The organism is Corallococcus caeni, assembly GCF_036245865.1.
Lineage (GTDB): Bacteria > Myxococcota > Myxococcia > Myxococcales > Myxococcaceae > Corallococcus > Corallococcus caeni.
In genome coordinates, this window is record NZ_BTTW01000004.1 from 240,185 (window position 1) to 262,217 (window position 22,033).

Here is a 22,033-nt window from a genome sequence, read left to right on the forward strand (position 1 = left end):
GGCGCTCGTGCCCGTTGGGACAGCCAGTGAAGCCTTGGCCAGGAGTCGCTCCGTAGCGTGGACATCCACTTCTTCAAACGTTTCATGCGGCCCCTACGGGGCGAGGTCCGTGCTCCGGCCATCGCCATGCTGGGAGCGCTGGCAGCGCATCCGGAGTTGGGGCTCAATGCGCGTACCTGGGGAAGAGTCCTTTCGCTGAAGAGCCTCTTCGCGGGGAGGCGGCTTCGTTTCGGATTCTCCCCCCACGACAGTGCAGTCCTGGAGGAGCTACGGCTTGGCGGGTTCGAGCAAGCCGAGCCGCTGGCCGCGCTCTGGGAATGGCTGCTGTCGGAGGTGGGCCCTCTTCGTATTGAAATCGTGCACGAAGACGAGGACCCGCAGGTGCTCGCCTTGTTCGCGGAACTGCTCGCGGACCCGTCCGTGGGGGCTGCATCGGTCCATCTCCGCTCGGGTGTGCCACGCCAGCAGCGCACGCTCTCGTGGCCACTGTCCGTCGTTGCCGTGCCTTCGGAGCGGAGACACCTCCAGGGGCTGGGAGCCGGCAGCCTCCTGGGAAAGGCACCGGCACTCTGGAGTCCCCTGGAGGGCAACGCCGCCGGACACATCCTCGTGGTGCCCGCTGATGTCTGCTTCGTGCCAGGCGCACCGGGACACGAAGCGGGCGCGCTGCCTGCTAGCGCCATCGCCATCGCCTTTCTGCCCGAGGGCAACAGCGCCGCCGTTGCGATGGCTCTGGGCCTCAAACTCCGTTACCGGTTGGACACGGGCGCCGTGCTGGTGGTGCGCGCGCCCCTCAAGAGACGCGAGGAGTTCTGGTTCTCGCTCATGGCCGCGCTGGGGAAAGGAGTCCCCTTCGATGAAGCGGCGCGGCTGGCGACCCAGACGGGCAGGGCCCCATTCCTGCTTTCTTCATGGACGTTCCTGGACGGCACCACACTGCCCCTCCGGGAGGAAGTCGACGTGGCCCGCAGGTTGCTTGAATACGTGGCGCCACTGCGGACCCGCTTTGACTTGATGGACCTCCAGGTCCCGGAGTTCCTGGCGCGCATGCTGGGATGGGAGCAGAAGGAATGGACCGCCCCGGAGCTGGCGACGGCCCTCCAGCAGCGCCTCTCCCAGCCTGGGTACAAGCTCCCACCTGGCGCGGGTGCCGCGCTCTCGCAGCTTCGCCGGGCCGTTCGGACGGCGGAGAAGACCCTGGACGTGGCGCTGTCCCACAATCTCCAGACGCCCCCGCCCTGGGCCATGCAGCAACAGCCTGCCCAGAAGCCGCCGGGCCGTCATCTCCAGGCCAACATCCTCTCCACGGAGGGGCCGAAGCCGGAGCAGGAGCTTGGGGCACTCCTGGCCGGCCAGACCTACCAGTTGGAGATCCACATCGGTGAGGTGCGCTCCGGCTCGCGCTTCGTGAGGAGGCCGTTCCCCGAAGCCAGCCTTCCTCCCTCTCCCGATGGCCACACGCTCACCGTCGTCTACTCGGATGAGTCCACCAGCCAGCAGGCTCCACCACAAGCCAGGCACATCGTCCTGGGCTCCAAGGGGGACAGTACCCGCTGTGCCTTCTCGGTCACCATTCCAGGGGCCGCCCAGGGGGCATTGGCGGCAAGAGACTTCTCCGCGCGCATCACCGTTCTGCACCGCAACCGGGTCCTCCAGACAGCGCGTCTCTCCGCCCCGGTCGTGATGACACGCGAGGCACGTTCCGACATGGGGCGTGGCGTGAAGCAGGAGGTGGAGTTTCCCTCCCTCTCCCTGGACGAACCGCTGGAGGAGCGCACGCCCTTCGACGCCGCTCTCGTGATCCAGGAGGACGCCTCGGGCGGTGCGCATGCCATGGTCGTGGAGGACGACGACATCCACTGGTTCGACATCGATCATCCGGACCTGAAGGAGTCCATTCACCAGATTCGCGCCCGCCTGGAACTGTTGACCCAGGCGGAGGCACGGCCCACCTCGTTGGAGGATGCGCGACTCGTGAAGCTTCTCGTGGCCTTGGCCAACCAGGGGAGCCTCTTCTGGAGGGCCGCGGTGTCGCGGCCCGGCGTGGGCCGGAGCCTGCTTCGGGGGCGCCGGATCCAGATCCTGGAGACCACGGTGGGAAGCTTCATTCCCGTGGAGTTCTTCTATGACCTCCCCGCGCCGCACCCCAGTGCCAGGTTGTGTCCCAATGCCCAGCTGGCGCTGGAAACGGGCGAGTGTGATCACACTTCCCACCAGGATGAGGAAGAGGCGGAGGCTTTCGTTTGCCCCGCTGGCTTTTGGGGACTCACCCGTGTCTTGGAGCGGCAACGCGCTTCTTCCATGCAACGGGCAGGTGGCGTCGGGTTGAGGGTCATGCCTCGGAGGGAACGACGCACCATCCCGCTGCTGCTCCGAGGCCTCGTCGGCGCCAGCCATCGCGTGGACCTGAACGACGCTACCAGCATGGATCGGGTGAGGCGCACCCTCGAGACGCTGTGGCCTGCCCGCACCACGGAAGTGAAGGAGTGGAAACAGTGGGCCAGGGCCATCCAGCGGGATGCTCCTTCCCTATTGGTGCTCCTCGTCCACACGGATCAGGAAGAGGGCACGGATGTGCAGACCATCGAGATCGCCTCCGATGCGCTCGGCGTCTCCCGTCTTCATGAGCGCCACGTGAAGAAGCTGAACTCCGCCGACGGAGTCCTTGTCCTGCTGATGGGGTGCAGTCCCCTGCTTCCCACGGTGAAGTTCCAGAACGTGGTGAACCAGTTCCTCTGGGCCGGGCAGGGGTCCGCAGTGGTGGTCAGCAGCATGGCGGACATGCTTGGGCGGCACGCGGGCCCCACAACCGCGGCGATGCTCGCAGGGCTGGAAGCAATGGTGCGGCAGGGGGAGGTCAACGTGGGGGACGCGTTTATCCGCTTGCGGCGCACACTCCTTTCCAGGGGAGATCCGCTCATGCTTGGGCTTGCCGTCTACGGCGATGTGGACTGGTATCTGGATGCGCCGACAAGCCTGGGAGGGAACATCAATGCTGACACTGGAGATGCTGCCGGCGGGGTGCGGTGACTGTCTGATCCTGGAGCATGTGCAGGAGGGACGCTCCGAGCGCGTCCTCATTGATGGCGGCACCCCCGCGTCGTATCCGGCCCTGCGCGCACGGCTTTCCCGTGATGCGCGGTCGCACTTCGATTTGATTGTCGTCACCCACGTCGATGCGGACCACATTGGCGGCATCCTGGAGTTGCTCCGGGACCCCGCGGTCGGCATCACTTATGACGACCTCTGGTTCAACGGCCAGCACCACATGAAGTCTTTCCTGGCGGAACTCACGGGCGCGGAAGGAGGCGGTGCGGCGCCGGAAGCTCCACCTGAAGACCGGCTCGGCCCCGGACAGGGGGAAGCGCTGACGACAATCATCCAGGGAGGGCCCTGGAATGAAGCCTTTCGCCGGGGCCCCATTGCCGTGCCGGACACGGGGGCATTGCCGCGCATCAAGCTGCGCGGTGGGTTGTCGCTGACGGTGCTGTCGCCGACACCGGTCGCGCTCCGGAAGATGGCGCTCGTCTGGGCAAGGGAGGTCAGGTCCGTGAATGAGGAGTTGTCCCGCCCCTTCATGGCGACGCAGGACCCGGCGGATCGTCTGGGAGGAGCCCTGGACGTGGGGGCGCTGGCTGCGGAGCCCCCGCAGCGTGACGATGCCCCCGCCAATGGCAGCAGCATCGCGCTGCTCGCCGAGAGCGGAACCCAGGCGTGTCTGCTCGCCGCGGATGCTTGGCCCCAGGTCCTTGCCGAGACACTCCAGCGGTTGCTCCAGGAGCGGGGGCTTTCCCGGCTGCCCTTGAGCGCGGTCAAGCTTCCTCACCATGGAAGCAAGCGCAATGTCACGCGCGAGTGGCTCGACCTGGTGGAGTGCAGCGACTTCCTCATCTCCACGGATGGCACGCGCTTCCGACATCCAGATGCCCAGGCAATCGCACGCATCGTCGCCGCGAAGCGCGGGGTTCGCCTGCACTTCAACACCGCGTCGCTCTCCGCTTCCCAGTGGAAGTCCGAGAGCCTTCAGGTCCGCCATGGCTTCACCACCACCTACCCCGCGGTGGAAGGTGGGTCGCGGATTCTCACCTGGGGCTGAGCTGGTGGTTCCAATCGCAGCACCGGGGGGCACATGACGGACGCCGGAGCGACAAGGAAGCTGGACCTCGCCAAAGGGTTCCTCGACAAGCGGATGCCGGCGCAAGCCGTCCAACTCGCACGCGAGGCGCTCCAGGAACTGCCGGTGGGGACCCTCCCAGAGGAGCGCTCCAGCGCGCATGGCGTGCTCGGTCAGGCTTTGTTGGAATCGGAAGACGCCGCTCCTGCCGTAGGGCATCTGGAAGAGGCCCTGGGGCTGCTCGCGCCCGGCGCCCCCAGCCAATCGCGCGTCCAGACCCGCATGACGTTGGCCACCGCGTATGCCTGCCTTGAGCGTCACGACGATGCAGCGGCCCAGCTCACGCGAGCGATCGAGGATGCGCGGGCCGTAGGCCTCCAGGGACACCTTGCCTTGGCCTCGGTGCGCCTGGCCGAACTGGAAGAGCTGTCCGGCGACGTCCAACGCTGGCACGACCGCCTGCGGTCCGCGGAACGGGAGGTGGCAGGCACCCCTTTCGAGAAGCTCCTGCTGTTGCTGCGGTTGGGGCCCGACCGCAACCGCGGGCAACTGGCGGAGGAGGTGCTCGACGTGATGAGGAGCTATGCCCAGGGCACCCTACAGCTCAACGCCCCCCTGGAGCAGCAGCTTGCCACCCTCCTGATGAACCAGGCGGAGCAGCTCCCCGGGGACCTCCGCCGTGGACTGCTGGATGGCGCGAATGGCCCACACATCGAGCCCATCGTCCGTGCACGGCTCCTCGCAAGCGAGGGACGAAAGGGCGAAGCACAGGAGCTGCTGCGGCGGAAGCTGTCGAAGGACACGACCCACCCAGAGCGGCTGAGGACCGCGGGGCTGTTGATGGCCCTTCTCGACGAGCAGGCCCATGACGAGCGCCTCCAACTCTGCGACATGGTGGAGCGGCTGCTGGTGGGCGAGGACGATGATCCGTCGATGCGTTCGGATCTGGCGGCGGCGCTCTGGAAGAGCGCGAGGGGGGACAGGAAGGTACTGGACCGGGCCTGGCGCCACGCGGAGCATGCGGCGGAGGTCCTGGCCAGTAGCGCCTCCGCGAGAGAGGTCAACGCACGGGTCCTGGCGTCGATCCGCGTGTCGCAGCTCGCCTCCGGCGCCGCCATGTCCACGCCCGAGCAGATCGCCCTAGCGCTCTGGTTCGATCAGGCCCTGCCTCTTCCCGTAGAGGAATTGGGCCGTCGTCGGACGGAGGCCGTCTCCATCCTGCTCCATCCGGGACCACTCACGCTTCCGCGAGCGCTCAGCGTCGCCGAGCGTTTGCTTGGCACCGTCAATGACTCCGCGGAAACGCAGGTGCTCCAGGCGCGCCTTCGGTGGATCCGTCAGCGAAGCTTGGCTTCCAGTGACAAGGCTTCGTCGGAGGCTATGGATGCCCCGCGGGGTCCCTTTGATGAGGTGCCCGTATGGGTGGTCGAGCTTGCCCAAGGGCGGCATCCTTCCGAGGCCAGCTCCTTCGATGTGCAGGAGCTGACACTCCTGGGCAGACTCATGAGGGCCCGTCCGGATCGCGCGGAGGAGTGTCTGGACTGGCTGCTCGAATGCATGTCCCGCACCTCCACGGCGGGTCACGAACTGCTGGCCCTCCTCGCGGCGCTTGGGCCGGTGGGGGCAGTGGGGCCACGCCTGCTTGAACGCGTCGAGCGTGCGCTGGCTCGCGAGCCGAGTTTCTCCTTGTTTCGCCTGAGGGTGCAGTTCCTCGCCCAGACCAAAGCGTGGGGAGAGGGAACGCCCTATTCGCACGCCGCGGATGCCCTCCTGGCGGCGGCGCGCACCCCTGAAGAAAGGCTCGAAGCAGGCTACTTCAAGGGCGTCGAACGACTGAATGCGCTCCAGGTGCTTCACCCCCTGGCGGAACGCCGCGGACGCATCCTGGAGGAGGCACGCCAGAGCCTCCTCAAGGCGATGGAAGAGACCACCCGGGCCCAGGTTTCAGGTCACCTTCCCTTCGCGCTCCTCATCACCACGGGCAATGCCTTCCGGGAAGGGCCCGCCCGCGACGTCGAGCGCGCCCTGAGCCTCTACGAGCAGGCTCGGAGCCTGGGGGCTCCCAATCCGCTTGAAGCCGCGAAGCTCTCGAAGGTCAACGCGGATGCTCTGCTCTTGCGCAAGGCCCCGGGCGATGCAGCGCAGGCCCTACGGTTGTTGGAGCATGCCCTCAAGTTCCGATCAGGGGGACCCTACGAGGCCGAGACCCACTTGTCCGCCGCCGAAGCGGAACTCGAGCAGTCGGAGCGTCCAGAAGAGGAGCGCCTGACGCGTGCCATCGCCCGGCTTGAAGAGGCGTTGCGCTGCGGGGATGCGCTGAACCGGCTGGCCCTGGCGGAGCGGTTGGTCAGCCTCATGGCCCAGCTCATCCCCCATCGGCAGCAAGATGGTGCGCTCCACCGGCGGCTGGATGAACTCGGCCGGCTTCACCCGAGGTTGGCGGAGAAGGCGGCTCACGCGAAGCGTGGCCAGCAAGGACCGATTCCGGATGAGTGGATGCGCAACGGAATGGCCTCCGTCCAGCAACCCGCGGTCGCCGCCTATATCCGGGAAACGCGCCCATTGAAGCGGGCGAAGGACCTCATTGCCGAAATGTCACTGGATCCATCCAGCCCCCAGGCCCAGGCCATCCTGGCCCAGGAGTCAGCGCCGGAAGAACGAACACCTTCTTTCCTGCGGGCACGCGCGGAGCGCCTGCTCCACGTCAGCGACGTCAAGCAGCGCCCGGGGATCTGCGCGGCGCGCGCGAAGCTGCTCACGCACCTCGCGGGCCCCGGACATGCGAGCGTTCAGGAGACGTGGTCCGCCATCGAAGAGGCCGAGCGTCTGAGCCGGGCCATTCCCAGTCCGGAGGCGCGCCACTTCCTCATCCTGGAGCTGGCTCGCGTCTGGGCGCCCCTGGATGTCCACGACCACCCCATCAATGACTTCTCCCGCTCAGCACGGTTGTGTCGCGAGGTGCTCGACGATCCCGCGGTGAACCCAGCCGCTTCCCTTGATGCGCTGCAATGCTTCGCACGCGCGACGCGCTACCGGACGGACGGGGACCGGGATGCCCACCTGCGCGAGGCCGAAAGGCTCTACGAGGAGTGTCGGCGCCGCTACGAGCAGCTGGGAATGCAGGACGGCGAAGCCATCATGCGCACGAACCTCGCGGAGGTCCGGGCGGAGCTCCGAACAGGAGGCAGCGAGCCCGAGTACGAGGAGGGCCTCAAGGCCGCGCGAGCGCGCGTCTCGGTGGCTCGCGGTGCCTCGGAGCAGGCGCTCGCGAAGGGCAACCTCGCGGTGGAACTCACGCGCCTGGGCTCGCGACGCCGCTCTCCCGAGGGTGACGCGCTGCTTGCCGAAGCGCGGACGTACTTCGAGTCGATGCCATGGGAGGATGTCCCCGACCTGCGACGGTTCTCGGTGGAGAACTACCAGGCCCTCTGCCTCGCGGAGCTCGCCGTCCGAGCAGGGCGGCGCGCCGAGGCCATCTCACTGTGGCGTCAACGCCTGGAGGGACAGGACCGCGGGGCCCAGCCTTTCAACTGGGCCATGACCGCCCACAACCTCGCTATGCACCTGATGGCGCCGGACCGCCACACGGGAAGCATGGAATCGAAGGCCGTCATCGCGGGACTGCTGCTGTGCGAACAGGTGCTTCAGGTCCGGACCCTGGAGGCCCATCCCGGATTCCATTGGGAGACCACCGATGAAATGGGGCAGGCCATCATACGAGTCCTGGAATGCTGGCCCGATTCCGAGCCCTGGCCCCAAGAGCTGTGGGTTCGTGGAGCGCAAGCGCTCGACGGCGCCATCGCGGCGGCCCGGAGATGGGGGAAGGGCGAGCGGCTCGCCCAATCCGCCCTCGGGCTGCTCCGGCTCTCCGTCCTGACCCAGGAGCCCGGGCACATCGAGTCCACCGCTGAGCGCGCCTGGGTCGCACTTGATGAAGCCCGGCCCTTCCTGTTGGTGGACGAGCCGTCGGCATTCGAGGAGGCCCAGGTCACCGCCGACGTAGGAACCGTGCTGGCCCGCGCGCTGAAGGAGCGGACCGTCAGTGGCGACACGGCGGGGCTCTCCTTCGTGCTGACCGGAGCCCCTGCGGAGCGAGTCCTTCGCTGGCTCGCGCGGGCATCGGGCGCGTTCCAGCGCACCCTGGCGGGCAGGATGTCCCGGCCCGAACGGGTTCCCTCGGGGGACTGGGTGGAATGGCTCGAGGCCATACGCGGAGGAATGCCTGGTGTCGTGGCGCGGACCCTGGAGAAGGTGCGCCTCACCGAACCCGCCTTCCTTCGCGGAGAGCCGGATCTGTCCGGGACCTGGAGCTGGTTGCGAGCCCGGCCCGGCTCGGCCGCCGTTGCGCTCATCAGCGGAAGCCTGGGAACGATGGTGGTAGTCCTCGAGAGCCGGGAGCACCCTCAGGTGAGGGTGGCGGAACTCCGGGTCGGCGCGATTCCGGTGGAGGCGCGCGCGGTGGCCCAGGCCATGGGAGTGGATGAGAGCGGACAGCCCTACCGGGACCTCCTCGCCTGGGCCCGGACGCAGTTGCTGCCGTCCCTCCAGGCGCTGCTTCCACCTGCCCCGACGCACCTGCTCTGGATTCCCGCGGGCCCCCTTCGATTGCTGGCCCCGGTGGACCTCTGGCCCTCCACGCCTGTTTCGCTGGGGACGCGGCTCGCGTTGGAGTCACGCTCCTTTCCGGGCCGTCCCCGATGCACGCTCCTGGCGGTCGCGGACCCCGGGCCCGGCCGCAGGGGAGATCTCAAGAGCGCGGTCAAGCTCGGTGCACACCTCGCCCACCGCGTAGCTTCCTCCGGAAGGCCACGTGTGTTGCTGAGTCAGGGGGCGAAGTTCGGGACCGCGCTCAAACTGACGTGCCCTGGGCTCGTGGAGCGGCCGGCATCGGCGCAGGATGTCCTGCGCGAGCTAGCGGAAGCGGACGTGGTGGTGATCCTCTGCCATGGCGGGGTCGAAGGTCCTCGCAAGGCAACGCTCCAGCTCCTCGACGAGACAGGCTCGGACTCGGAACTGGCATTGGAACAGGTGGGCGCGGATCCTCGTCGCATCGCGGGCGCCACCGTGGTGCTCCTCTCTTGTGAGACAGGACAGGTAGGCGGCTGGCTCCACCGCGCGGCGGGATTGGCCGGCGCATTCCTGGCGAGCGGAGCCCGACGAATCATCGCCCCGCTTTGGAACGTGCGACTGGGAACCGCGGTCCAGGTAGGGAGTGCTGTGCTTGAGGCATTGGCCCGGGAGCAAGACCCCTCCCTGGTGCTCCACTCCCTCCAGTCCGAAAGCATGCAGGCAGACAGCAATCCTGCTTCGAGTTTCGGCCGCAACTGGTCACTCAAAGCCTTCGTCCACTGGGTGGGATGATCGGAGACCGGCAGTCCTGCCCAGGACGGCTCATGGAAGCGCGTTGACCCAGACGTAGTTGCTCTCGAACACCCCAGGTAGAGCGACGAAGAATAGGTCTGTGGTCGCGGGCGACCTCTGGGTGGACGTGAGCTGGAATCCCCGGTACCGCTCGGGAGTCACGGTCCGCCCTGGAAGCCCAGGGAGGAGCCCCGAGCGCGGGCAAGCAAAAAGCCCAGCAACCGGTTGGGATTGCTGGGCTTCTGGCTGTGTTTCAATTCCTCGCGGCTACAGCGCGAGGATGCGCACCTGGAGCTGCCCCGTGCTCACCCCCGTGACGAGCACCAGCTCTCCGCGGTGCACGAACACCCGCTTCGCGATGCCGGGGTAGTAGCTGGCCGAGAGGATGTCGAAGGTGCTGCTCAGCACCCGCAGCTGCGTCGTGTTCCCCACGGTGTCGATGAGGTAGTAGCGCCCGTTGTGGAAGGCGACGTCCACGAACGACAGGCCCAGGCTGGTGCGGTAGGTGAGGTCGGCGGCGTTGAAGAACAGGCCGCTGCCCACCATGACGCCGGACTCGTCCGGCAGGAGCCGGAGGGGGTTGGGCAGGTTGTAGTCACCGTGGTACGGCGAGTCCCGCTCCGCGCCCAGCGTGCCCGCGACGGGGTCCACGTCCACCATCGTCACGTCCGTCGGGGAGACGCCGGAGTTGAGCAGGTAGACGCGCTTGTTCACCGGAGAGAACACGAGGCTGCGGGCCGAGTAGCGCCACTCGGCCGTGGCGACGCGCGCACCGGTGGAGCGCTGGTAGAGCGAGTGCGAATCCCACGCGCCGGAGCTGTCGATGGTGAACAGGTAGTTGCCGGCCACCACCATGCTCGACACCGTCTCCGGCGCCGCGGCGAAGAAGCGGGCGGTGCCGTCCTGCGAAAAGGCATCCATGCGCCCGCCGGTGTAGGCCAGGTACGTGGTGGTCCCGTCCGGAGACACCGCCATGGACACGGCGTCCGCCGTGCCCGCGTAGGAGCTCAGGAAGCGGCGGTTGGCCACGTCCAGCCGGTGGACCCGATCCGCGGTGCGGTCGAAGAAGTGGATGACGCCGCCGGAGGTCAGGGTGGCGTCGTCCAGGTTGAAGGCGAGCTGCGCGCCGTCCAGGACGAGGCCCCCATCCGGGAGCGAGCCACCGTCGGACGTGCCCCCATCGGTGGACGGCTCGCCCGTCTCCAGCGACCCCGTGATGTCGATGTCACCCGTGCCCGGCGCGTTGGGGCAGTTCGGCAGGTCGCGGCGCAGGACGATGTTGGCCGAGGTGACGCTGCCGGCCACCACATCCACCACGGTGCTCCCCGAGTACACCAGCAGGCCGGAAGCGTTGAACGCGTCCACCCGCACCGTCCGGGCCGTGCCCGCCGGGACCTGGGAGATGCGGCCCTGGAGGGTCGTGTTCGTCACCTGGAGCGGCACGGGCCCCAGGGTCGTCATGTCCGGCGCGGAGACCGTGGCGTCGGCCGAGGTGACTCCGCAGACATCTCCCGCCAGGGAGATCTCCATGCGGATGGACTCGGTACCCGTCGTTTCCTCCGGGGGCGTCCCCTGACACGCCGCCAGCCACGCACACGCGGCCAGTATCCAAACCAATCGATTGGCAATCTTCATGTTCATGTATTCCGTGGCCCTTTGCGGCCACGCCCCCTGCTGTCGTCTGGTTTTGAAGCTCCGGCAGTGACGGGCGGCAGTCTAAAGCCTGACGGCAATGCCTTCGCAAGTTGTCTGAAGGTCCAGGAACGAGAAGCCAGTTCGGGGTGGATTTCACCCCCTTCCATCGAGGCAGCGGCGCAAACCTGCGTTGTATAGGATTGCAGGGCTTGCTTCCGCCTTGCCCTGGCTCTACTCGAGGAAGTCCTCTTCCGTGGTGCCCTTCCTCAGCATCATCACCAGGCCCGTGATGCTGACGCCTCCGGCCATCATGGAGGCCAGTGCGGCGAGCACCAGGGGGATGCCGCCCTCGCCCTCGGGGTAGCTGTGGCCGGGGGCATCGCGGTCGTGGAGCACCTGGATTCCACTGCCCGTGCGCAGGCGCTCATACAGGTCCTTGGAGACGGCGCGCTGGGCCAGGACCATCACGAAGACGATGACGCCCATGACCAGGAACAGGGCCCCGTCCATCTGGGGCATGCGTCGCGGGGAACCGGAGCTGAAGGGGGCATGAAACCTCTGCCGACCGCAGGCACCGCTGCCTGCTTGAGCGTCGCGCAGTTCCCGGGAAACGACCGGACGGCCCCTGGGAGAGACGCCCTTCGTCACCGCCGCCGCCTCCGGCCACGTGCACGGGAGCGCCCGTTCGTCCTCCAGGGCCTCCGGGGCCTCATGGAGCTGCGCTGCTCGTCGTGTCCGGACGGGCTCCGCGACGCAGGGGGAGGGGATGGCCAGAAAAGAGAAAGGCCCGGAACCTTTCGGTTCCGGGCCCTTCTTATTGGCGAGGAGTACGGGACTTGAACCCGTGGCCTCCGGCGTGACAGGCCGGCGTTCTAACCAACTGAACTAACTCCCCACAAACCCTGCTAACTCTATATGGGCGGAACAGGGATTGAACCTGTGACCATCGCCTTGTAAGGGCGCCGCTCTACCGCTGAGCTATCCGCCCTGCGCGGCCCCGCCGTGATTCAGTGAGGCGGCTTGTACCGTCCCCATCCGCCTCCGTCAAGCATCTGTTTTCGAGGCCCCTGCATTCGGCTTCGCCCCCTCGGAAAGGGGCGGATCCGACGGGCGCGGATCCGCCTGCTAGGCCCGCACCTTCCACCGGCGCACGCGGCGGCGGGAGCGGGGAATCATCAACACGGCGCCCAGCAACAGGGCCACCGGCACGAACACCAACATCGTCTGCATCTTCGCCTCCAGGTACCCCGCACCATACGGAGTCCCTCTGACATCCTGACGGGGAGTTCGTGACTTTCAGGAAACGACACTCCAAGCCGCCGGGGTTCCGGCCATCCTGGCGGGCGGCTGGCCGGCCCCGTCCTGGAGGGCTATTCGCCTCGGGGAGGACCGCCCCGGCCGCCGTGCCCCGGGCCGTGGGCGGGCCGCTCGGCCTCCAGGACGGTGCGGGCCTGGGCCTTCTGGGCGTCCGTCAGCACCTGCTCTGCTTCCTGGTAGGCAGCCATGTCGTTGGTGCGCAGCTGCTCGAACAGGCCGCGGGCCTGCTCGTGCCTGGCCTGGTCCTGAGCGGACGGCGTGCCCTGGGTGTTGCGGTCCGGTGGTGCGGACGGGCGCAGGGCCTCCAGGGACTGCCTCACGGGCGCGTTCTTCACGTCGAGTGCGGCCTGGATCTTCTCCAGGCTCAAGGCCTGGGCGTCGGTGAGGGCCAGGTCCTGGCGGTGGTCGATGAGCACCTGGACCGGCGACTTGCGCTCGAACGGGGGCGGGCGGCGCGCGCCCTGCGGGGTGGGGGTGGTGGTGGATCCGGCGAAGGCGGGAACGGCGAACAGCAGGCCCAGCATGAACAGATGGCGCTTCATGGTGACGTACCTCCAGGTTGCGCGTGATGACCGCACCCGGAAGCCTTTGGCCTGACGGCACGTGGACACCGTGCGGGACCGACTGGGAGGGGTTTGTCCCCCACGGAGGCCCGTGCCGCTCAGGCCCGGGGCTTCCGGGCTGACACGGTGCAAGGTGCTCCCGCCATGTGCCGCGAAAATGTCCCGCGCGTTACCGAATGTGTTCGGCCTCGGTCCGTGCGTCCTTCGTCGCGTCTGGCTTCTCCGCGGCGACCGGGAGGGAACCCCCGGTGCCGCTGAGCGCCACGTAGATGTTGAACCACGCCAGCCAGGCGCGCCACGCCGGGTCGCGCTGTTCGATGAGGGTGCGCCGCGCCTGGCTCATCCGCTGGGGCACGTCGAAGGGCATCCGCGTCCTGTCCTCGGACTGCAGCTGCGCCGCGAACCAGAGCACGTCCAGTTGGCCGGCATCGACCGGGGCGTGGGTGCGCGCCATCAGCGAGTCCGCGTGCTCCAGCGCCTTGCCCAGCCACTGCGCCGCCCGCGCCGGATCCCGCTGGTCCACGGCGTTCTCCGCCAGCCGCAGCTCCGCGAGCGTCACCGCGCGGATGTCCTCGTCACGATCCGATTCGTCGAACTGCTCCAGGAACAACGCGCGCCGCTGCTCCAGCGCGCGAGCTGCGGCGTCCACGCGCCCGAGCCGGGTCTCCGCGTTGGCGCGCAGCCCGGCGGCGATGATGCGGTACGCGCGGTGGACGAACGCGGGCGTGGCGTGCGCCTGCTTCAGCGTGGCCTGCACGGCGGGCGTCGCCAGGTCGCGGTCCACCTGGTCCAGGTCCTCCAGCGCCCGCTGGGGCTTGTCCGCGCCCAGCGCCGCGGCGCAGCGGGCCAGCCGCAGCACCAGCCGGTTGCGCAGGCCCTCCGCGTCGCGAGCGCTGGCGTCGATGCCGGGCAGCGCGCGGTCGTAGAGCCCCAGCGCCTGCTCGAACCGGCCCGCGGCCAGGTTGTAGAGCGCCGCGCGATCCAGCACCAACGGGGTGAACCGGGCGGCCAGCTTCGGCGCGGCCTCCACCATGGCCAGGGCCTTCTCCGCGGATTGCGCGGCCTCCGCCTCGCGGTTGACGTGCAGGAGGGCGCGGGCGCGGGCCAGGGCCACGGACAGCCCCGCGGCGCTGTCCGCGTAGGGCAGCTTGTCCCGTTCGTCCAGGTAGCCCAGGGCGATGTGGTGGTTGCCCACCTGCGTGTGCAGCAGTCCCAGCGCGCCGAGGATCATCGCCTTGTAGCGCGGGTTGTTGCGCACCAGGTCCAGGGCGACCAGGTAGTGCCGGTTGGCGCGCTCGGCGGCGGCGGGGTTGTGGCCCCGCAGGAAGTCCTCGTGGTGGATGGCCCCCATGAGGGCCTGCACCTCGCGCTGGTTCTTGAGCTCCTGCCACGCCGCGCGCAGCTCCGCGAGGCCGGTCTTCACCGCCTGCGCGTGCGCGGCGTCATCCAGCTTGGACAGCCGGCGCGTCGTCACGTAGGCCTTCACGAAGTGGGAGAGCGACTTCGCCTTGGCCGGAACGTCGGTGGTGACCTCCCGGATGATCACCTCCGGGGCCACGCCCGCGCGCAGACGCAGGCTCATGGACTCGACGGCGCTCTCCAGCGAGCCCGTCCGCCGCGTCACCAGGTCGAAGTCGGCGCGGGCCTCGTCCATCCGGTCCCGCCCCATGCGGCGGTAGGCGCGGCCCAGCAGCGCGCGGCGGAACAGCCGCTCCGCCCGGCGGCGCTCCTCGGTGCCTGCCGGGGCGTCGTCGACGTAGAGCGTCGCCAGGGCCTCCATCACGCCGTCGGCCCCCAGGCTCGTGGCGCGTTCGGCGGTGTCCTGCACCACCACGCGGCGGCGAAGCGGGTTCTGCTGCTGTTTGTAGAAGGCGACCAGCGCGTCCCGGACGGGGCGGGGAGGGCGCTCCTCGTGCAAGGCATTGACGTGACGGCCCAGCTCCAGGGCGAACGCATACGGCGTCCCCGCGGGCTCCGCCGCGAGCGCCTGGGCCATGGCGGCGTCCGCTTCAGCGTAGGGGCGTCCCCGGTACAGGGCGCGGACGGCGGCGCGCGCGAAGTCGAGCTGATCATCCTCCTTGAAGACCTTGTTCCGGGAGAGCTGGCGGCCCGCGGCGACCAGCGCATCCCGATCGTCCAGTTCGCGGTACAGCGCGTCCGCCTGCTCGTACCAGGCCTCCAGCACCGCGCGCGGCGTGGTGTCCGTCAGCTGCGCCGCCTCCAGCTCCTGCCGCGCGAGCGTGAAGTCGCCGGCCGACTGCGCCAGCTCGCTGCGCACGACGTGCTGATAGACGGCGGAGGGCGGGCTGGGCGCGGCGGCGGGGTCGAGCGCCGCCATGCGCTGGCGCTCGGCCTCCTGCAGCTCGTCCACCATGCGGCCCCGGTCGCGCTCCTTCAGGGCGCGCCGGTGGGCGATGAGCAGCCGCAGCGGCTCCGACAGTCCCGCGGTGACGGGGTCGCTCACCGACTGCATGTGACGGGCGTAGAAGTCCGCGGCGTCGAAGTCCCCGTAGGCCAGGTGGAGCTGGCTCAGGCGCATCATCAACAACCGGCGGGGCTTGGGCCGGGTCTCGCGCAGCAGGCGCTGGCGGTAGAGGAGGAGCTCATCCGCGCGCTTGCCCACCATGCCCAGCTCTTCCTTGAGGCGGGGCACGTCCCACTCCCCGGGGACCTGGCCGTCCAGCGGCAGCCGGTACACGTCCAGCGACTGGCCTCGTGAGCAGGTCGTGATGAGCGACGCGGCGGTGGGGGAGGGGTACTCGCAGTTCCACGCCTCGGTGGTGAGCTGGTCCGGGCTGGTGGCGGCGGCCTGCGCGGGCGCGTCGTCGCGCTCGGAGGAGAAGGACACGCGGAACAGCACCCCGCTGTCGCTTGCGTCAATCACCCCGTCCCCGTTGGAGTCGGTGAAGAACTGCACCACGTACAGCGAGCGTCCGTCGCGCGCGAACACCGGCTGTCCCGTCTGCCCCGGGATGTCGAGCGCCAGCGGGACGGGTGCCGCGCCGGGGACATCCAACCGGACCGCCTCCAGGTGGGGCGCGGCGCGTGCGGCGAAGCCCGGGCCCACCTGCCGCACGGAGCGTTCGACGGGGACGTACACCAGCCAGCGCCCATCCGGGGAGAACGTGGGGCTGGTCAGGTTGCGCTCGAGCAGGGGCGTCACGTGCCATCCGGCCCCCAGCGCGACCTTCGACAGCCGCAGGTCACCCTGGATGGTCGCGCGGCTCACCAGCGCGATGTGCGTGTCGTCGATCCACTCCGCCTGCAGCGCGCTGGTCTCCTCCTCCAGGCAGCGGCGCTCCTTCGCCTCCGGCAGCTCGCGCACGCAGAGCTGGCCGCCGGCCTGGGTGCGGAACGAGATGTAGAGCAGCTGCTTGCCGTCGGGGCTGATGCGCGGCCACGTCACGTCCGCGCCTTCGTCGAAGAGGCGGCGCTCGCGGCCCTTCTCCACGTCCTGGACGAAGACCTCCGTCGCGATGTCCCGGTTGGACACGAACAGCAGCGAGTTCTCGTCAGGCCCCAGCTGCCCCAGGAACTGATCCCCCATGCCCACGGTGAGCCGCTCGGGCAGGCGCATGCCTCCGTCGTTCTCGTCGTCCTGCCCCCAGGCGCCGCTCGCGACGAGGACGGTGAGGGCCAGGACCCACGGGGCTCGGGGCGTCAGCACTTCTTCTCTCCCCAGGTGCCGTCAGCGGCTTCCACCCAGCCGCCGCAGACGACCCCTTCCGCGTGCGCCTGCTGCCAGTTCTGGCGCAGCGTCTCTTCCGGTACGCCAGGGCGCACGGTCCGCATCCACTGCCACAGCTGCCGCCGGGCCCGGTTCACCCGCTCCACCATGGAGGCGTCGTCCGCGGACACGCGTCCGGCCGTGCACTGCTTCCGGGTGACCACCAGCAGCCCGTCCTTGCCCTCGCCCACGCAGTGCCGCCGCACCAGGTCGTCCACGCGGTCCGCCTGCGTCTTGCCCAGGTTCTCCACCAGCGGCGGGGGCTGGATGCCCAGGTCCTCCAGCTGGTTGGGCGTCAGCGGCACCGGCGTGGGGTTCATGCCCGCCCTGGCCAGCCGCTGCTCCACGTCCTTGTACGAGCCGGCGGCCTGCTCCTCGAGCGCCGTCGCCCGGTCCACCATGACGATCTCCGGCGCGCTGATGCACCCGGGAGCGGCGAGGGCGGCCATGAGCAGCAATCCACGGCGTGTCATGGCAGGGCCTCCGGAGGGAACATGGTGGTGATGGCGCGGTCGACGATGGGGCCCAGGGGGATGCCCCGGATCTCGTCGATGCTGACCAGTCTGGCCAGTCCGCCCATGGTGATGAGCAGGCTTCCGAAGCCCTGCTTGAAGCTCACTCGCACGTGCTCCGGATAGCCCAGGCCCAACGCGTAGCGGACGCGGTTGGTAGCGGGGTCGGCGTGGCGCGGGTCCTCCAGGTCGAGCAGGTCCAACAGGTGGCGGTTGCCGATGCGCAGGATCTCCGCGCGCCCGTTGATGCTGCGGTCCCTGGCGGAGATGACCATGGCGGCGTTGCCATCGAAGGGCTCGCCCCGGGAGGACTTCACGCCTGTCGCCCGCACGTGGGCCTCCAGCGTGGAGTGCTTGCCCTGATAGTTCAGCATGCACTGGCCTGTAACCCGCCCTCCGCGGACGCCCATCTCCAGCTGGCTCATGGAGAACACGTTCTGGTTGATGGCCAGGTTGCCCGCGAGGGGGGCGATGGTCATCCACGGCGTGGTGATGCGGTCCGCGGACAGGAAGCCGCTGCGCGTGAGCAGCGGGTGCTGATCCGCGAAGCGCAGCATCGAGTAGGGATTGACGTCCAGGTCGTTCAAGAGCCGCACCCCGTCCTGGGAGACCTCCACGTTCTCCGTCAGCGGCACGTCGCCGTTGAGCGTCTCCACGGCGATGCCGGACTCGGGCATCCGCACGTTCACGTCCTGGAGCTTGAGGTTGGAGACGGTGTGGAAGACCACCAGGTCCGGCGACGCCACTCGGAAGTCCACCGTGGCCTTGCCGCTGCTCTCCACCTGTCCCGGTCGCGCGAGGTGGGCCAGGTCCTGCTCCAGCGAGCCCCGCAGCCCCAGGCGCTGCTGGTCGTTGCTCAGGTCCAGGCGGCCCTGGACCTTCAGCTGCGTCTGCGTGCCCCCATTGGACAGACTCAGGTCCGGGATGCGGATGACGCCCGCGGGCGTGCGCAGGACGGAGAACGCCGCCTCCACGTCCTGGACGGGGTAGGGCAGCGCCGGCTTCTGTTCCAGTGAGCGGACCTTCACGCGCTGCTTCAGCTCGATGTCACCCTGCTCCCATTGGTCGGTGAAGGTGGCGGTGCTGTCGCTGGAGAGGTCCGCGAACGTCAGCCGGCGCTCGTTCATGCTGACGGTGAGCTTCTCCACCGCGAGGGTCGTGTGGACGGTGCGCCTGGCGCCCTCGGCGTGGGATTCACCCTGCCAGCGCAGGGCGGGGATGTTGATGGTCTGGTCCGGCTGCTTCCAGCGCACGCCGCGCAGGTCCACCTGGGCCTTGCCCTCGAAGCTGGCGGCGCGCGGGGGCATGGGGGCCAGGCGGACCGTGCCGTCGGCGCCGAGGTGCGTGATGAGGCCGGTCAGGGTGCCGTGCAGCTCGCCGGTCATCGCGAGCTTCGATGGGTCCACTTCCGGAGGCACCCGCGCCTTGGCCAGGAGCGGCGACAGCGGGCCCAGGGGCGGGAAGTCACCCGTCACGTCCACGCGAAGCGCGCGGGCCTTCCGGTTGAAGGCCAGCGCCGCGTTCGCGGCGACCTTCAGTCCCGTGTGGCCGGTGAGCCCCAACCGGAGCGAGAGGTTCCGGCGGTCGACGTCGAACGTCAGCGTCTGGTGTTGGGCGCCCGCGTCGGTCTCTCCGATGCGAAGCCCTTCGACCCGCAGGTCCAGGTCCCCCTTGTGCTTCCAGTCGTCCCCTTGCGACTTCAACACGAGGGCGGCGCTGCCCGCGGACGCGTCGTCCCAGCCCGGCCGTTGCAGGCTCAGCTCCGTCTGGTGCTCCACGCGGGGCGAGGGCGCGAACAGGGCCATCAGCCTGCCCTTGGAGGCCAGCGTCACGGCCAGCTGCTTCCAGGGCAGCCGCGCGGCGACGTCATCCGGGATGAAGGGCCGTGCGGCGACGAGGTCCGGCGTCCTCACGTCCAGCGTGTACGCCAGGTCGTCGGTCCCCTTCGTGGCGTCCAGCGACGCGTGCAGCGTGCCCACGTCCAGCTCCAGCCGCGCGCGGGCCTTGCTGAGCCGGGGCTCCTCCATGGTGGGAAAGGCCTCCGTCACGTGGAGCTGCACGCGCGCGGGGCCCTTCATCACCTCACGGCCGTCAGGGGTGATCACGCGAAGTGTCTCCACGGGCAGGTCCGCCTTCAGCGCGAAGGGGGGCTTCGCCGTCAGCGGCACCTGGAGCTGGAGGCCCAGGCGCTCGGCGGTCGCACGGAGCCCGGAGGCACGGACGTCCAACGCGTCCACCCTGGCCGACAGGGCCGCGTCTCCCGCCACCCGGAAGGGCGAGGCGAGGTCGGGCCGCAGCTGGCGTCCCGTCAGCTCGCCGGAGGCCTTCGGAACGCGGAGCGGGGTTGCGCCCCCGACGTCGAGCCCCTGGAGCGCGAACGTGAGCCGGGTGGCCAAACCCCGCGGATCATCCGGGGTCGCCGTCAGCGAGACGCGTCCACCGCCAAGCTCCACCCGGAGCGCCTCCTGGACGAAGAGGAGCTGCGCCACGTCCACGTCCAGCCCGAACCGGCCCTGGGCCCCCAGCTGGGGCACGTCGCTGAGCGTGACCTCCCGGGCCTCCAGGTGCGCCTTGCCGCTCTCGAGCGTGAACGGCACCAGGTCCGCGGGGATCCACCGCAGCAGCCGTCCCACGTCCACGTCCGCCAGGGCGCGCGTCAGGACGGGCGGGACCTCCGTTGAATCCGGAAGCACGACCTGGGCCTGCACCTCGGCGCTGTCCGTCAGCTGCGTGCGGTCCAGCTCGATGAGGGTGTGTTGCTTTGTCACATCGAACTTCGCCGTCACCGCGCCGTGCAGCAGCGAGCGGAGCGCGAAGCGGGAATCGAAGGTCTGCCGCGCGACGTCCAGGTCCACCTTCACGTGCGCGGCCGAGGCGTCCGCCTCCACCGCCAGGGCCAGCTCCAGCAGGGCTTCGGCGGAAGGCGCGGCGGGGCCTTCACGGTTCAGCGTCAGGGCCAGGGGCTTCCCGGTGTGGCCCAGGTCCACGAGGAGCTTCCAGCCCTTGTCCTGGGGCGTCGCTTCGACTCCGGCCTCGAGCCCGCGCAGTGACCAGCGGTCCACCACCGCGCCGCGCTGGACGCGGACATACGTCAGCGACACGCGTGACAGCTCGATGCTCGCGACGGGGAGCGGGGAGGCGAAGAGATCCGCGACCTGCCGGGAGGTCCCGGGCGAGGCTTCATCGAGCGGTTCGGGCTCCGCCGGTCCGGTCAGGTTCGTGAGGGACGTGGTCCCCTGGTCGTCCGCCACCAGGACGACGGTCGCGTCCCGCACCACCACGCGCTCCACCCGGACCGGCCCCTTCAGCAGGGCCCCGGGCGACCAAGACGCCTCCAGGGTGCCGACACGCAGCAGCTCCGGCGCGACGGCCTGGAACGGCGGAGGGGTCCACACCACCAGCCCTTCCAGGTGCAGCCCGGAGAGCACGTCGATGCGCGCTGTCTGGTAGTCCAGCCGCACGCCCGTTGCGGCTTCCACCTGGTCCACGATGCGCGGCTTCAGCCAGGAGTGGTCGAGGTGGTGCAACGCGGTCACGACCGCGACCAGCAGGAGCACGAACGTCGCGAGAATGATCAGGAGCGCGCCCGCGATGATTCGCGTCAACCGCCGACGAGGCCGTCCAGCACCGGGGGAGTCCATGAAGTTCCGTCGAGGCGACCGGCCAGCCCCCTCCTAGCATGCGGCGGAATCGGGCTTCAATCCGAGGACGCCTCGCGCGGGCCCGCCGCCCGGGCGCCGCTTCAACCGAAGCTGGACGAAGTCATTCCCGCGGTGCCGCCCGCCAGGGGCTTGTAGGGGAAGTAGAGGTTGCGCACGAAGCGCGTGAACACGTGCTCCTCGTTCCACCGCTGGCGGGCCATGCCGTACACGCCGGGTGCGCGCAGGTCGTGCTCGGAGACGCCGGTGACGAACTCGCGCTCGCTGTAGATGGCGAAGACCTCGTCCACCGCCGCGCGGCTGCGGTACGTGCGGAGCATCGTGCGGTAGATGAGCTCGCTCTCCTTCCGCGTGAAGGCCAGCCCCTGGATGGCGTGCGCCATCTCGTGGAAGACCAGGTACTGCTCCGACTCCAGCCGGTCCTGGCGCAAGGCGATGCGCGCCCGGGGCCAGTCCGGGTGGTCCCAGAACAGGCCCGCCGCCTGGGGGGACACGGCCCGGGGATAGCCATACTTCGCCAGCGTGTGCCCGGGGGGAATCAGCTCCAGCGTCAGGGGCCGCGCCGCCTCCATCCGGGCGATGAGCTGTAGGTTCCCGGCGAGCTGCCGCGCGATCTCCTCCTGCACCCGCTTCACCTGCGCCGCCGGGGCGCCGTACGGCTTGAGCTCCAGCTTCGCGCTCACGTAGGCGCGGGCCTTCGCGGGGCCTTCGACGGGAGGACGGCCTCCGCGCGACTCGAAGACGTCGCCTCCCTCCAGCAGGGTGAAGGCGCTCAACGGCTGCTTGAGCCCGACCTCCGCCGCCAGCGGGGTGACGTCCGGTGTCGAGCCGTCCAGCGTCTCGTAGCGCTCCGGGGCCATGGGCTCAGGTGCAGCGCTTCGCCTGCTGGTTGCAGGAGTCGGTACAGGCCGGGGTCTGGGTGTCGGGCGTGAGCCGCTCCGCGTTGCCCTGCACGGAGTCTGGCGGCTGCCGCGAGGGGGGCGGGGAGGACCGCTGGCAGCTGTTGAGACAGGCGTCGTACTGGCTGCGGCAGGACGGCGTGAGGTTCGACGTGTCGATCGTCGCGCAGCCGCAGAGCAACGACAGCGCGGCCGGGAGAAGGGGGATGCCACGGACGAGGTTCATGCCGCGAGTCTAGGCCGGGA

At 69.4% G+C, this 22,033-nt stretch carries 11 protein-coding genes and 2 tRNA genes; 3 read left to right on the forward strand and 10 right to left on the reverse strand.

The window, feature by feature from the left end; translation table 11 throughout:
* The first annotated feature begins 57 nt into the window (after positions 1–57).
* From AABA78_RS19255 to AABA78_RS19265, 3 genes are read left to right on the forward strand one after another with little or no spacing between them, the layout of a single operon-like run.
* On the forward strand, positions 58–3,030 hold the full coding sequence (locus AABA78_RS19255; protein ID WP_338264517.1) for a hypothetical protein: 2,973 nt from the start codon (positions 58–60) through the stop codon (positions 3,028–3,030).
* On the forward strand, positions 2,993–4,096 hold the full coding sequence (locus tag AABA78_RS19260) for a ComEC/Rec2 family competence protein (protein WP_338264519.1): 1,104 nt from the start codon (positions 2,993–2,995) through the stop codon (positions 4,094–4,096). The genes AABA78_RS19255 and AABA78_RS19260 overlap by 38 nt, the downstream gene beginning before the upstream one ends.
* 33 nt (positions 4,097–4,129) lie before the next feature.
* Positions 4,130–9,475 (forward strand): CHAT domain-containing protein, encoded by a 5,346-nt coding sequence (locus tag AABA78_RS19265; protein WP_338264521.1) that lies wholly within the window; start codon positions 4,130–4,132, stop codon positions 9,473–9,475.
* A gap of 267 nt (positions 9,476–9,742) precedes the next feature.
* On the opposite strand, the gene AABA78_RS19270 is transcribed toward AABA78_RS19265, so the two are convergent.
* The 10 genes from AABA78_RS19270 to AABA78_RS19315 form a co-directional block, all read right to left on the reverse strand.
* Positions 9,743–11,116: a WD40 repeat domain-containing protein gene (locus AABA78_RS19270; RefSeq protein ID WP_338264523.1), complete on the reverse strand. Its 1,374-nt coding sequence runs from the start codon at positions 11,114–11,116 to the stop codon at positions 9,743–9,745.
* Positions 11,117–11,341: 225 nt separating this feature from the next.
* Positions 11,342–11,629, reverse strand: a complete 288-nt coding sequence (locus tag AABA78_RS19275) for a hypothetical protein (protein WP_338264525.1) — start codon at positions 11,627–11,629, stop codon at positions 11,342–11,344.
* Positions 11,630–11,928: 299 nt separating this feature from the next.
* Positions 11,929–12,005: transfer RNA gene (locus tag AABA78_RS19280), tRNA-Asp, on the reverse strand.
* Between the two features lie 21 nt (positions 12,006–12,026).
* Positions 12,027–12,098: transfer RNA gene (locus tag AABA78_RS19285), tRNA-Val, on the reverse strand.
* A gap of 382 nt (positions 12,099–12,480) precedes the next feature.
* Positions 12,481–12,969 (reverse strand): Spy/CpxP family protein refolding chaperone, encoded by a 489-nt coding sequence (locus AABA78_RS19290; protein ID WP_338264527.1) that lies wholly within the window; start codon positions 12,967–12,969, stop codon positions 12,481–12,483.
* 190 nt (positions 12,970–13,159) lie between these two features.
* A complete protein-coding gene (locus AABA78_RS19295) occupies positions 13,160–16,657 on the reverse strand; it encodes a hypothetical protein (RefSeq protein WP_338264528.1) in 3,498 nt (1,165 codons plus the stop codon).
* Positions 16,651–17,190, reverse strand: coding sequence for a DUF1318 domain-containing protein (locus AABA78_RS19300; protein WP_338264530.1), 540 nt, complete (start codon positions 17,188–17,190; stop codon positions 16,651–16,653). The genes AABA78_RS19295 and AABA78_RS19300 overlap by 7 nt, the downstream gene beginning before the upstream one ends.
* Positions 17,187–20,870, reverse strand: coding sequence for an AsmA family protein (locus AABA78_RS19305; RefSeq protein WP_338264532.1), 3,684 nt, complete (start codon positions 20,868–20,870; stop codon positions 17,187–17,189). The genes AABA78_RS19300 and AABA78_RS19305 overlap by 4 nt, the downstream gene beginning before the upstream one ends.
* A gap of 101 nt (positions 20,871–20,971) precedes the next feature.
* Entirely contained in the window at positions 20,972–21,748 is a 777-nt protein-coding gene (locus AABA78_RS19310; RefSeq protein ID WP_338264533.1) for a hypothetical protein, read from the reverse strand.
* A gap of 4 nt (positions 21,749–21,752) precedes the next feature.
* Positions 21,753–22,013, reverse strand: a complete 261-nt coding sequence (locus AABA78_RS19315; protein WP_171412345.1) for a hypothetical protein — start codon at positions 22,011–22,013, stop codon at positions 21,753–21,755.
* Between the last annotated feature and the right edge of the window lie 20 nt (positions 22,014–22,033).